Origin of the sequence: Enterobacter cloacae complex sp. ECL72, from assembly GCF_019056635.1 — a bacterium.
GTDB lineage: Bacteria > Pseudomonadota > Gammaproteobacteria > Enterobacterales > Enterobacteriaceae > Enterobacter > Enterobacter hormaechei_C.
Genome location: NZ_CP077659.1, coordinates 4,095,047 through 4,107,372, shown reverse-complemented (window position 1 = coordinate 4,107,372; position 12,326 = coordinate 4,095,047). Strand labels below are relative to the sequence as shown.

Annotated in this window: 7 protein-coding genes and 1 tRNA gene; 3 read left to right on the top strand and 5 right to left on the bottom strand. The window is 57.8% G+C overall.

The window, feature by feature from the left end; all coding sequences use genetic code 11:
- Positions 1 to 29: 29 nt before the first annotated feature.
- Positions 30 to 1,214 carry an integrase arm-type DNA-binding domain-containing protein gene (locus tag KTH07_RS19805; RefSeq protein WP_063162107.1) on the bottom strand — a complete coding sequence of 395 codons (1,185 nt, stop codon included), beginning with the start codon at positions 1,212 to 1,214 and terminating at the stop codon, positions 30 to 32.
- A 162-nt stretch (positions 1,215 to 1,376) separates the two neighbouring features.
- A tRNA-Sec gene (locus KTH07_RS19800) sits at positions 1,377 to 1,471 on the bottom strand.
- A 287-nt stretch (positions 1,472 to 1,758) separates the two neighbouring features.
- On the opposite strand from KTH07_RS19800, the gene KTH07_RS19795 reads away from it, so the two are divergent.
- Positions 1,759 to 3,150, top strand: coding sequence for a glycoside-pentoside-hexuronide family transporter (locus tag KTH07_RS19795; protein ID WP_063162108.1), 1,392 nt, complete (start codon positions 1,759 to 1,761; stop codon positions 3,148 to 3,150).
- Between the two features lie 12 nt (positions 3,151 to 3,162).
- Positions 3,163 to 5,481: an alpha-xylosidase gene (yicI, locus tag KTH07_RS19790; RefSeq protein WP_032620693.1), complete on the top strand. Its 2,319-nt coding sequence runs from the start codon at positions 3,163 to 3,165 to the stop codon at positions 5,479 to 5,481.
- A 128-nt stretch (positions 5,482 to 5,609) separates the two neighbouring features.
- On the opposite strand, the gene KTH07_RS19785 is transcribed toward yicI, so the two are convergent.
- Both KTH07_RS19785 and xanP read right to left on the bottom strand, forming a co-directional pair.
- The gene (locus KTH07_RS19785) at positions 5,610 to 7,304 is read right to left on the bottom strand and encodes an AsmA family protein (RefSeq protein WP_032620691.1); all 1,695 of its coding nucleotides are present in this window, start codon (positions 7,302 to 7,304) and stop codon (positions 5,610 to 5,612) included.
- A 118-nt stretch (positions 7,305 to 7,422) separates the two neighbouring features.
- Positions 7,423 to 8,814, bottom strand: coding sequence for a xanthine/proton symporter XanP (gene xanP / locus KTH07_RS19780; RefSeq protein ID WP_032620690.1), 1,392 nt, complete (start codon positions 8,812 to 8,814; stop codon positions 7,423 to 7,425).
- Between the two features lie 224 nt (positions 8,815 to 9,038).
- Here xanP and gltS point away from each other — a divergent pair, with 224 nt between their 5' ends.
- Positions 9,039 to 10,241 carry a sodium/glutamate symporter gene (gene gltS, locus KTH07_RS19775; protein WP_006812438.1) on the top strand — a complete coding sequence of 401 codons (1,203 nt, stop codon included), beginning with the start codon at positions 9,039 to 9,041 and terminating at the stop codon, positions 10,239 to 10,241.
- A 3-nt stretch (positions 10,242 to 10,244) separates the two neighbouring features.
- Here the strand turns inward: gltS and recG are convergent, their stop codons facing one another.
- Positions 10,245 to 12,326, bottom strand: a complete 2,082-nt coding sequence (gene recG, locus KTH07_RS19770; protein WP_017383630.1) for an ATP-dependent DNA helicase RecG — start codon at positions 12,324 to 12,326, stop codon at positions 10,245 to 10,247.

Here is a 12,326-nt window from a genome sequence, read left to right as displayed (position 1 = left end):
GGGGTGAGAATCTTTATACTGCTGAATTTTCACACACCTCGAGAGACTAAACTTTCTACATAATCTGCATACTTCTGCATCATTTCTCTCCGCCCCTCCAAATACTGCGCATGGTTGTAAGTCCCACGTATCGCGTTCTTATCCACATGTGCTAGCTGCGTTTCTATCCACGCTGAGTTAAAACCTTCTTCATGGAGGATGGTACTCATCGTGTGGCGGAAACCATGTCCTGTCAGCCTTCCTTTATATCCCAATAACTCAATAACCTGATTAACGCTTTCCTTTGAGATCGGCTTCGTTCGATCGTTACGTCCGACGAATACCAGTGGGTATAGCCCGGTAATAGGTTTAAGTGACTCAAAGAGCTCGACAACCTGATCCGACATTGGAACGATGTGTGGTCGTTTCATCTTCATCACTTCAGCAGGGATCTCCCAAAGCCGCTTTTCAAAATTGATATCCTCCCAGCGGGCAAAACGTAATTCCTGAGTTCGTACCCCTGTAAGCATGATGATTTGAGTCGCAGTCTTGGTAATAACGCTACCGGTGTAACCGGCAAGATCCCTAAGAAAGTGAGGGAGTTCTTCGGCTGTCAGGAATGGAAAATGTGTTTTCTTTGGTGTTGCGAGGGCTGTGGCGAGATCGGGTGCTGGATTGTATTCAGCGCGTCCGGTCACAATCGCATGACGGAATACTTCACCGCAGCGCTGTCTGACTTTGCGCATCTTTTCTAATGCACCACGCTTTTCCATACGACGAAGGGTTTCCAGCAATTCCATGGGCTTAATTTCAGCTATAGGGCGCTTACCGATGTAGGGGAAAATATCCTTTTCAAAGGTATCAATAATTTCATCGCGATAGCGTAATGACCAACGATCCGCTCTCAACTGATGCCATTCACGGGCAATAGCTTCGAAGGTATTTTCATAGTTAAGCTTTTGGGCAATTTTCTCTGCTTTCTTTACTTCACCGGGATCGCTTCCGGCAGACAGCAGCTTTTTCGCAGCATCACGCTTTTCGCGTGCTTGAGCGAGAGAAATCTCGGGATAAACGCCGAAAGCAAGACGCTTTTCTTTACCTGCGTAGCGATACTTTAAACGCCAGTAACGTGAGCCGTTGGTAGTTACTTCAAGGTAGAGGCCGCCACCATCAGATAGCTTATACGGCTTCTCTTTGGGTTTGGCTGTATCAATTTGTCTGACTGTTAGCTTCATTGGGGGCATCTCAAAATAGGGCTATAAATCATGCCCCCCATTATGCCCCCAGAATGCACTTGATTCTGGTAGAGACAGTAGACCTCGGGAGAACATAATCAGCTTTAATTGCGGGTATTATAGGGGATTTACTTGAGACAGTGGAGTTCATTAGAAGCTAATTGGCGGAAGATCACAGGAGTCGAACCTGCCCGGGAACGCTGGCGCCCCCAACTGGATTTGAAGTCCAGCCACCTCACCGGAGATGACGATCTTCCGCGCCTGCATTGCTACATGGAGGCGGGGCGCATTATAGCTACTTTCAGGCATTTACCACATACCCCACACCACTTTTTTCACCTCTCTTTTGACCTTAACCCCCCTGTTTCAGCTAATTCTTAAGAAAATCCTCAGGTTAGCATTTCGTGCTCACCAACTTTTATCCCGATCACAAAAAACAAGAAACGTAATCTCTTAACCAGAAAACGCAATACCCGCTCCTGAAACAATGGTTTAAAAAACGGTAACCGGTCTCAGCGCCCCCTACAGCGTGAAGGATAAAAATATGAGCGAAGTCCTGTCAGTAAAAGAGAAGATTGGCTACGGCATGGGAGACGCCGCCAGCCACATCATTTTTGATAACGTCATGCTTTATATGATGTTTTTCTACACCGATATTTTTGTTATTCCCGCCGGGTTTGTCGGCACCATGTTCCTGCTGGCCCGCGCGCTGGATGCGATCTCCGACCCGTGCATGGGGCTGATTGCCGACCGCACCCGCAGCCGCTGGGGTAAGTTCCGTCCGTGGATTTTGTTCGGCGCCATTCCGTTCGGCATCGTCTGCGTGCTGGCGTATACCACGCCGGACCTCAGCCTCAACGGTAAAATGGTTTACGCCGCCGTTACCTACACCCTGCTGACCCTGCTCTATACCGTGGTCAACATCCCGTACTGCGCGCTGGGCGGCGTGATCACCAACGACCCGACGCAGCGTATCTCCCTCCAGTCCTGGCGCTTTGTGCTGGCGACGGCGGGCGGTATGCTCTCTACGGTGCTGATGATGCCGCTGGTGAACCTGATTGGCAGGGATGACAAAGCCTTCGGCTTCCAGGGCGGGATCGCCGTGCTGTCGGTGGTCGCGTTCCTGATGCTGGCGTTCTGCTTCTTCACCACCAAAGAGCGCATCCAGGTGCCGCCGAGCACCACCTCCATGCGTGAAGATCTGCGTGATATCTGGCAAAACGACCAGTGGCGCATCGTCGGCGTGCTCACCATCCTCAACATTCTCGCCGTCTGCGTGCGCGGGGGCGCGATGATGTACTACTGCACCTGGATCATGGGTTCGCCGGAAGTGTTCGTCGCGTTCCTCACCACCTACTGCGTCGGCAACCTGATCGGCTCCGCGCTGGCGAAACCGCTCACCGACTGGAAGTGCAAGGTCAGCATCTTCTGGTGGACCAACGCCGCGCTGGCGGTGGTCAGCGTGGCGATGTTCTTCGTGCCGATGCATGCCACCGTCCTGATGTTCGGCTTCATCTTCGTTATCGGCGTGCTGCACCAGCTGGTGACGCCGATTCAGTGGGTAATGATGTCCGATACCGTCGACTACGGCGAATGGACCAACGGCAGACGTCTGACCGGCATCAGCTTTGCGGGCACGCTGTTCGTGCTGAAACTCGGCCTGGCGCTGGGCGGGGCGATGATAGGCTGGATGCTGGCAGGCGGCGGCTACGACGCGGCAGCCAAAACCCAGAACAGCGCGACCATCAGCATCATCATCGGCCTGTTTACCCTGGCACCGGCGATCTGTTACGTGCTGAGCGCCATCATCGCCAAACGCTACTACACGCTGAAAACCCCCTTCCTGACCAAAATTCTGCGCGAGCTGGCGCAGGGCGCGCGCCGCAATCAGCAGGAGTTTGAAAACCTGCCGGTCAGCAAAGAATTGCAGAACTAAGAGGACGTAAGCATGAAAATCAGTGATGGAAACTGGCTTATTCAACCGGGCCTGAATGTGACCTATCCGGTGCAGGTGTTCGACGTGGAGCAGCAGGGCAATGACCTGGTGGTGTATGTGGCGCCGCGTGACGTGCGCGAACGCACCTGGCAGCTCGACACGTTGATGTTCACGGTGCGCCTGTTTGCCCCGCAGGAAGGGATTGTCGGGGTGCGCATTGAGCACTTCCAGGGTGCGCTGAACAACGGCCCGCACTATCCGCTGAACGTTCTGAAGGATGTAAAAGTTGAGATTGAAAACAACGCCGAATTTGCCGAGCTGAAAAGCGGCAGCGTCAGCGTGCGCGTCGCCAAAGGCGAGTTCTGGGCGCTGGATTTCCTGCGCAACGGCCAGCGCATTACCGGCAGCCAGCTGAAAAACAACGGCTACGTGCAGGACAGCAATACCGATCGCAACTATGTGTTTGAACGTCTGGATCTGGGCGTGGGGGAAACGGTCTACGGCCTGGGCGAGCGCTTTACCGCGCTGGTGCGCAACGGCCAGACGGTCGAAACCTGGAACCGCGACGGGGGCACCAGCACCGAGCAGTCCTACAAAAACATCCCGTTCTACCTGACCAACCGCGGCTACGGCGTGCTGGTGAATCACCCGGAGAACGTCTCGTTTGAAGTCGGCTCCGAAAAAGTCTCCAAAGTGCAGTTCAGCGTGGAAGGGGAGTATCTGGAGTACTTCGTGATCGACGGCCCGACGCCGAAAGAAGTGCTGAACCGCTATACCCGCTTCACCGGCAGTCCGGCGCTGCCGCCTGCGTGGTCGTTCGGCCTGTGGCTGACCACCTCGTTCACCACCAACTACGACGAAGCGACGGTTAACAGCTTTATCGACGGCATGGCCGAGCGCGACCTGCCGCTGCACGTGTTCCACTTCGACTGCTTCTGGATGAAGGCCTTCCAGTGGTGCGACTTCGAGTGGGACCCGGTGACCTTCCCCGATCCGGAAGGCATGATCCGCCGCCTGAAAGAGAAAGGGCTGAAGGTCTGCGTGTGGATCAACCCGTACATCGGCCAGAAATCGCCGATCTTCCGGGAGCTGAAAGAGAAGGGCTACCTGCTGAAGCGCCCGGACGGCTCCCTGTGGCAGTGGGACAAATGGCAGCCGGGGCTGGCGATCTACGACTTCACCAACCCGGACGCGTGCAGGTGGTATGCGGACAAACTGAAAGGCCTGGTGGAGATCGGCGTCGACTGCTTCAAGACCGACTTCGGCGAGCGTATCCCGACGGAGGTCCAGTGGTTTGACGGTTCCGATCCGCAGAAGATGCATAACCATTACGCCTACATCTACAACGAACTGGTGTGGAACGTGCTGAAAGAGACGGTGGGAGAAGAAGAGGCGGTGCTGTTTGCCCGTTCTGCCTCCGTGGGTGCGCAACAGTTCCCGGTACACTGGGGTGGCGACTGCTACGCCAACTATGAGTCGATGGCCGAAAGCCTGCGCGGCGGGCTGTCGATTGGGCTGTCCGGCTTCGGGTTCTGGAGCCACGATATCGGCGGGTTCGAAAACACCGCTCCGGCGCACGTCTACAAACGCTGGTGCGCGTTCGGGCTGTTCTCCAGCCACAGCCGCCTGCACGGCAGCAAATCCTACCGCGTGCCGTGGGCGTACGATGACGAGTCCTGCGATGTGGTGCGCCACTTCACGCAGCTGAAATGCCAGCTGATGCCGTACCTGTATCGTCAGGCGGCGCTGGCGCACGAGTTCGGCACGCCGATGCTGCGGGCGATGATGCTGGAGTTCCCGGACGATCCGGCGTGCGATTACCTCGACCGCCAGTACATGTTGGGGGATTCAATGATGGTGGCGCCGGTGTTCTCCGAGGCGGGCGACGTGCAGTTCTACCTGCCGGAAGGGCGCTGGACGCACCTGTGGCACAACGATGAAATCGAGGGTAGCCGCTGGCATAAGCAGCAGCACGATTTCCAGAGCCTGCCGGTCTATGTGCGCGACAACACGCTGCTGGCGCTCGGCAATAATAACCAGAAGCCGGACTATGCGTGGCACGAGGGGACGGCCTTCCAGCTCTTTAACCTGAGCGATGGCGCAACGGCGGTGAGTGAAGTGCCTGCGGCGGACGGTTCTGTAGTGTTTGCGCTGAAGGCGTCACGTCAGGGCGACGTCGTGACCTTTACCGGCGCGGGAGATGCGCAAAACTGGTCGGTGTGCTTGCGCAACGTGCAGAAGGTCGGCGGCGTAAAAGGCGGTTCACATGCGGGCAGCGAATGGGGTGTGGTGGTGAAAGCCGAGGGGGATGAGGTGGTGGTTCACCTCTGAGCTGGAAAAATGCCCGGTGGCGCTTCGCTTACCGGGCCTACGGTAATTATGCGGTCTGATGCCCTCACCCACGGTAGAAGGAACCAAAACCTCGTAGGCCGGGTAAGGCGAAGCCGCCACCCGGCTTTTTACTGTGCCGGAGCCACCGTCGACACCATCCCGCCGGTCATCGTCTGTTGCACCTGCCGTTTATCCATATTCACCGCGCTCAGCTTCCCATTCACCGTCGGCTTCAGCGGCGCATTGGCCTGCACGCTTCCGCTGGCGGTGAGCTGAATATTGCCGTCGCCCGCAATCGGCAGCGCTGGCCAGCCCCACTGCTGCATAACGTTGAGTGGTACACCGCGCCCGTTCAGGCTCACGGTGGTTTGTCGCTGTGGCAGCTGTGACACGGTGGCGGTCGCTTCCAGGATCCCTTTCTCGGTAAAGGCGCTCAGATCGGTAATATTTACCGTTGCGGCGTTGGCATTCAGCGCCAGCGACGGGCGACGCACGTCGACGCGGTTAAAGGTTGCTGCCGCCCCGTTGAGGGTTGCGTTACCGCCCCACACGCCCCACTTGTGATCCTGCGCCAGCCGCAGATTAGCGCCATAACCGTCGAGGGAGGTGATCTGCCACGGGAACGCCGGATCGATGTCGATCACCAGGTTGCGGCTCAGTCCGAATTTTTTCAGTGTTACGCTGTTCAGCCATACCGGGAGCGGGTCCATCCACAGCGTTTTCCAGTTTTCCGGAAGCGTATATTCCAGCCCGGCAATGGCAACGTCGTCCAGCACCAGCGCCTGACCCTCGCGCAGCCAGTTGCCGGAGGTACGCACCATGCCCCCTTCCCAGCGGGAGGTGAACTGACGCAGCGCAATGCCCTGCGGGGAGAATTCCGCATTCAGGATAGGGTCAAACAGATGCAGCGAGCCGTAGATAAATTCGCTGGCGTTCATGGATAATCTTCCCTCCTGACTTTGCCAGTCACCTTTACTCAGGGTGAGGTTACGCAGGCTGAGATCGAGGTCGGTTACCGCCCAGTCTGGCCCCTGTAGACGGGCATCGGTCACTTCCAGCCGCCCAATCTGTAACGAAGGCAGGGTGGAGAGAGGGGCGAAGAAATCCAGCAGCGATTTGTCGCTTTGCAGGCGGATCTCATTCAGACGCAGGGTGTTGATAACCCAGCCACCGTCGGCATTACGCAGAGCCGAGCCCGTCAGCGAGCCGCGCGCCATATCGGCACCGATGGTATTCAGCACCACCTCTTTGCCGTTGAGTTGTCCCTGAATCAGCACGTTGTTGGCCGGTATGCCGTTGAGCGTGAGCGACCCGGCGCTCATCTGGATTTGCGCATTTTTTCCCAGTACGTTCCCCGCCTCGGGCTGCCACGGGCTGACGCCGCCGGTCACCTTTTGCGCACTGAGATCCCACTCCGTATTCGGGCTGTTAAAGGCCATGTTATTCAGTTGCAGACGGTCGGCCTGGAACGGCAGCGGCGCCGTCTGCGGCGATAAATTCAGCGTGCCATCGAACAGGGTGATGGCATCCATATGCAGCGGGTCGGTGATCTGGCGGCTGCTTAAGCCAATATCCACTTTTTTAGCGACCAGCGTGGCCGGTTTGCCATCTCGTCCGAAGGTAACGTTTTCCAGAAGGATGTGAGAAGGAGATGAAAAGCGGTGATCCATCAGGTCAAAGTTGAGCTCGTAATCGGTATTCACCGTGATCCAGCTGCTGACCTGCGATGCGCCCCAGCGGGTCTGGAGCAGAAAATAAAAGGCGAGCACTACAATGAGCAGGGCTACCAGAAGATAGATAAGCAGCTTTCCAATAAATTTCATGGTCTTCCTTCCCGCGAAACGCACATAAGGGTGTTATGCACGATTTATGCGCAATGCTCAAGGCGGGAATGGTGTAAAGAGATGTCACGGCAGGCATTGACAGCCTGCCGTGTGGGGATCAGTTCTTTTCAGGCGGGAAAATGAGATTCAGCACAATAGCGGTAATACCGCCCGCGGCGATGCCGGAAGAGAGCAGGTTTTTCACCCAGTCAGGGGCAAACTGCAAAATCATCGGCTGCTGGGAGACGCCAAGCCCTACGGCGAGAGACAGCGCAATAATCATGATTGCGCGGCGGTTCAGCGGCTCGCGGGAGACGATACGCACGCCAGAGGCCGCGATGGTACCGAACATCACCAGCGTCGCGCCGCCCAGCACCGGCTCAGGGATGTGCTGCACAAACCCGCTCACCGCCGGGAACAGGCCGAGGACCACCAGCATCAGCGCTACCACGAAGCCCACGTAGCGGCTGGCCACGCCGGTCAGCTGGATCACGCCGTTGTTCTGGCCAAAGCAGGAGTTCGGGAAGGTGTTGAACACCGCCGAGACAAACGAGTTCAGTCCGTTCGCCAGCACGCCGCCTTTCAGACGTTTCATGTACAGTGGGCCGGAGACCGGCTGCTCGGACACGTCGGAAGTGGCGGTGATATCGCCAATGGTTTCCAGCGAAGTGATCATAAAGACCAGCATCAGCGGCAGGAGCAGACTCCAGTCAATGCCCAGGCCGTAGTAGAGCGGCGTTGGCACGGTAATCAAAGCGCTGTTGGTTGGGGTGGTGTTTTCCGGCAGCATGCCCAGCGCCCACGCCAGCAGGTAACCGGCCGCCATGGCGATCACCAGCGATGCCACGCGCAGGTACGGGTTACGCTGGCGGTTAAGCAGAATAATGATCGCCAGCACGACGCCTGCCAGCAGCAGGTTTTTCGGCGCGCCGAAGGTATGGTCGCTCATTGCCGCGTAGCCGCCCCCGATGGAGGTCAGACCCACCTGGATCAGTGACAGGCCGATAATCATCACCACCACGCCGGAGACCAGCGGGGTGATCACCCGGCGCGCCAGGTGCAGAACGCGGGAAATGATCATCTCTGTGCAGCTTGCCAGCATCAGGGTGCCGAAAAGCGCCGCCATCATCGTCGGGACATCTGCGCCGCCGGTTTTCAGTGCCGTACCGCCCATGATCAGCGGCGCCACAAAGTTAAAGCTGGTGCCCTGAATCGACAGCAAACCCGAGCCCACCGGACCCCAGGCTTTAATTTGAATGATGGAGGCCACGCCGGAAGCGAACAGAGACATACTGATGATGTGTTGCGTATCCTGCGCCGGTAACCCCAGCGCCTGGCAAATCAGCAGAGCCGGCGTGATGACCGCAACGAACATCGCCAGCAGGTGCTGGCAGGCGGCAAACAGGGTTTGAGGCAGCGGGGGACGATCTTCAAGGCGGTAAATCAGTTCGCTTTTTTGCTTCTGCGCAATCGGTTGCGCATCAGCAGACTCCAGAGTGTTAACAGACATCGGCGGCAATCCCACGGTGGAAAAGCGGGCATTTTAGCTGACCACCTGGTAAAAGCAAACGATTGCCAGCAAAAAAAGAGAGAAAATCTGCCGGTGTGAGCAGGTTTTCTACAACGAACAGGAAAAAAAAATTACACTTTTCGCGCCGGCGGCTCATGACGAGCATCACCCGGCCCAGGATAACGCCGCGTGTGTATGGAACACGCGCATAACAGGAGCCTTTTATGATTCATCTCGATACGTTGTCGACCCTTGTTGCCGCAACGCTGGTTCTTCTGCTTGGTCGCAAGCTGGTACACAGTGTTTCCTTTCTGAAAAAGTACACCATTCCTGAACCTGTCGCCGGTGGATTGCTGGTGGCGCTGGCCCTGCTGGTGCTGAAAAAAAGCATGGGCTGGGAAATCGATTTTGATATGTCCCTGAAAGATCCGTTGATGCTGGCCTTCTTTGCTACTATCGGCCTGAACGCTAACCTCGCAAGCCTGCGTTCGGGCGGCAAGGTGCTGGGCGTGTTTCTGATTGTTGTGGTGGGCCTGCTGCTGATGCAAAACGCCATCGGCATCGGTATGGCGTCGCTGCTGGGGCTGGATCCGCTGATGGGTCTGCTGGCGGGGTCGATTACCCTGTCAGGTGGCCACGGAACGGGCGCGGCGTGGAGCAAGCTGTTCATCGAACGCTATGGCTTTGAAAACGCAACGGAAGTGGCAATGGCCTGCGCGACCTTTGGCCTGGTGCTTGGCGGGCTGATTGGCGGCCCGGTGGCGCGCTATCTGGTGAAACACTCCACCACGCCGGAAGGCAGGCCAGACGATGAAATGGTGCCGACGGCATTTGAAAAACCGGACGTTGGCCGCAGCATCACCTCGCTGGTGATGATTGAAACCATCGCCATGATTGCCATCTGCCTTACCGTGGGCAAAATCGTTGCGCAATGGCTGGCGGGAACGGCTTTCGAACTGCCAACCTTTGTCTGCGTGCTGTTTATCGGGGTGATCCTGAGCAACGGTCTGGCGCAGATGGGCTTCTACCGCGTCTTTGAGCGCGCAGTGTCCGTGCTGGGGAACGTCAGCCTGTCGCTGTTCCTGGCGATGGCGCTGATGAGCCTCAAGCTGTGGGAACTGGCCTCGCTGGCGCTGCCGATGGTGGCGATCCTGGCGGTGCAGGCCGTGTTCATGGCGCTGTATGCCATCTTTGTTACCTGGCGCATGATGGGCAAAAACTATGATGCGGCGGTACTGGCTGCGGGCCACTGTGGGTTTGGTCTGGGAGCGACGCCAACGGCCATCGCGAATATGCAGGCGATCACCGAACGGTTCGGCCCGTCGCACATGGCGTTTCTGGTGGTGCCGATGGTGGGCGCATTCTTCATTGATATCGTCAACGCGCTGGTCATTAAGCTCTACCTGATGCTGCCGATGTTTGGCTGACCGTCAGGCGTTGGAATACCGCTCGGTTTCCGGCATCCAGCGTTCAATTAACGCTGCCGCCTGTTCGGGGTAGCGTTCATGAATATGACGCGCAAGGCGTTGTACTTCGGGGATCATGGCCTGATCGCGCAATAAATCCGCCACTTTAAACTCGGCGTTACCCGTCTGACGCGTGCCCAGCAATTCGCCCGGGCCGCGGATCTCCAGATCTTTTTGCGCAATGACGAAGCCGTCATTGCTGTCGCGTAATACCTGCAAACGCATCTGCGCGGTTTTCGACAGAGGGGCTTTGTAGAGCAGCACGCAGTGAGAGGCGATCGCACCACGGCCCACGCGGCCTCGTAGCTGGTGGAGCTGCGCCAGGCCCAGGCGCTCCGGGTTCTCAATAATCATCAGGCTGGAGTTCGGCACGTCCACGCCCACTTCGATGACCGTGGTCGCAACGAGTAAATGCAGTTCGCCCTGTTTGAACGACTGCATCACCGCCTGCTTCTCGGCAGGCTTCATGCGCCCGTGAACCAGACCGACGTTCAGCTCCGGCAGGGCGAGCTTTAACTCTTCCCATGTGGCTTCGGCAGCCTGCGCTTCCAGCAGCTCAGACTCTTCAATCAGGGTACAGACCCAGTAAGCCTGACGCCCTTCCTGGGTGCAGGCGTTGCGCACGCGGTCAATGATGTCGCTGCGGCGCGTGTCCGGAATGGCGACCGTTGTCACCGGCGTACGGCCCGGGGGGAGTTCGTCGATGGTGGAGGTATCCAGATCGGCATAGGCCGTCATCGCCAGGGTGCGCGGAATCGGCGTGGCGGTCATGATCAGCTGATGTGGGTGGAAGCCCTGTTGCAGACCTTTCTCCCACAGCGCCAGACGCTGATGAACACCAAAGCGGTGCTGTTCGTCGATAATCACCAGCGCCAGGCCGTTAAACTGCACCTGTTCCTGGAAAATGGCGTGCGTGCCGACAATCATCTGCACCTGCCCGCTGGCAATGGCTTCCTGCTGCGCAAGGCGCGCTTTGCCCTTCTGCTTCCCGGCCAGCCAGCCCACTTCAATTCCCAGCGGGGCAAACCAGTTCCGGAAATTGTTGGCGTGCTGCTCGGCCAGCAGTTCCGTCGGCGCCATCAGCGCCACCTGCTTACCGTGGGCGATGGCGCGCAAAGCGGCCAGCGCGGCGACCAGCGTTTTACCGGAACCCACGTCGCCCTGCACCAGGCGCATCATTGGCACATCCAGCGCCATATCGCGTTCGATCTCGGCAGTCACCCGCGCCTGGGCGCCGGTGGGTTTAAACGGCAGTGAGGCCAGCAGCTTATCTTTGAGCTCATCACGCTGGCTTAATGGCTGCGCGTGGAAACGCTGCGCACCTGCGCGCAGGGCCAGCATGCTCAGGTTGTGAGCCAGTAATTCCTCAAGGATAAGACGCCGTTGGGCGGGGTGTTTACCGCTCTCTAAATCAACAAGCTGAAGCGTTGGCGGTGGACGATGCAGGGTGCGCAACGCCTCCGGCAGGCTCATCATGCCCTGCGCCAGCTCCGGCGGAAGCAGCTCGTTAATGGCGCAGGTATCGAGCAGCTCCAGCGCCTGATCGGTGAGCTTGCGCAGCGTAGCCTGCTTAATGCCTTCAGTGGTTGGATAGACCGGCGTGAGCGTCTCCTGTAGCTCAGGTGAGCTGAGATCACCCTGCACGCGGTATTCCGGGTGGATCATCTCCGCGCCGTATTTGCCCCGTTTGGCTTCACCGTACGCAAGTACGCGTCGTCCAGTGGCAAGGCTGTTTTTCATTGCCGCATTGAAGTTGAAAAAGCGCATGGTGAGAATGCCGGTGCCGTCGCTGATCTGGCAGGTCATCATCCTGCGTCCGCCAAAGGTGATGTTGCAGTTCAGCACTTCCCCTTCAACGGTGGCGTAAATAGCGGGCAGCAGATCGCCAATCTTATAAAGCTGAGTACGGTCTTCGTAGCGCAGGGGGAGGTGGAGCAGGAGATCCTGCACGGTGTGCAGGCCTATCTTCGCCAGTTTACTGCTTTGTGCCGCGCCCACGCCCGTCAGGCTGTTGAGCGGTATGGCGTCCAGCAGGCGGCCTTTCAT

Excerpts from the sequence above, each read along its gene's own strand:
- recG (WP_017383630.1), bottom strand. The coding sequence starts at position 12,326 with ATGAAAGGCCGCCTGCTGGACGCCATACCGCTCAACAGCCTGACGGGC.
- gltS (WP_006812438.1), top strand. The coding sequence starts at position 9,039 with ATGATTCATCTCGATACGTTGTCGACCCTTGTTGCCGCAACGCTGGTT.
- xanP (WP_032620690.1), bottom strand. The coding sequence starts at position 8,814 with ATGTCTGTTAACACTCTGGAGTCTGCTGATGCGCAACCGATTGCGCAG.
- KTH07_RS19795 (WP_063162108.1), top strand. The coding sequence starts at position 1,759 with ATGAGCGAAGTCCTGTCAGTAAAAGAGAAGATTGGCTACGGCATGGGA.
- KTH07_RS19805 (WP_063162107.1), bottom strand. The coding sequence starts at position 1,214 with ATGAAGCTAACAGTCAGACAAATTGATACAGCCAAACCCAAAGAGAAG.
- KTH07_RS19785 (WP_032620691.1), bottom strand. The coding sequence starts at position 7,304 with ATGAAATTTATTGGAAAGCTGCTTATCTATCTTCTGGTAGCCCTGCTC.
- yicI (WP_032620693.1), top strand. The coding sequence starts at position 3,163 with ATGAAAATCAGTGATGGAAACTGGCTTATTCAACCGGGCCTGAATGTG.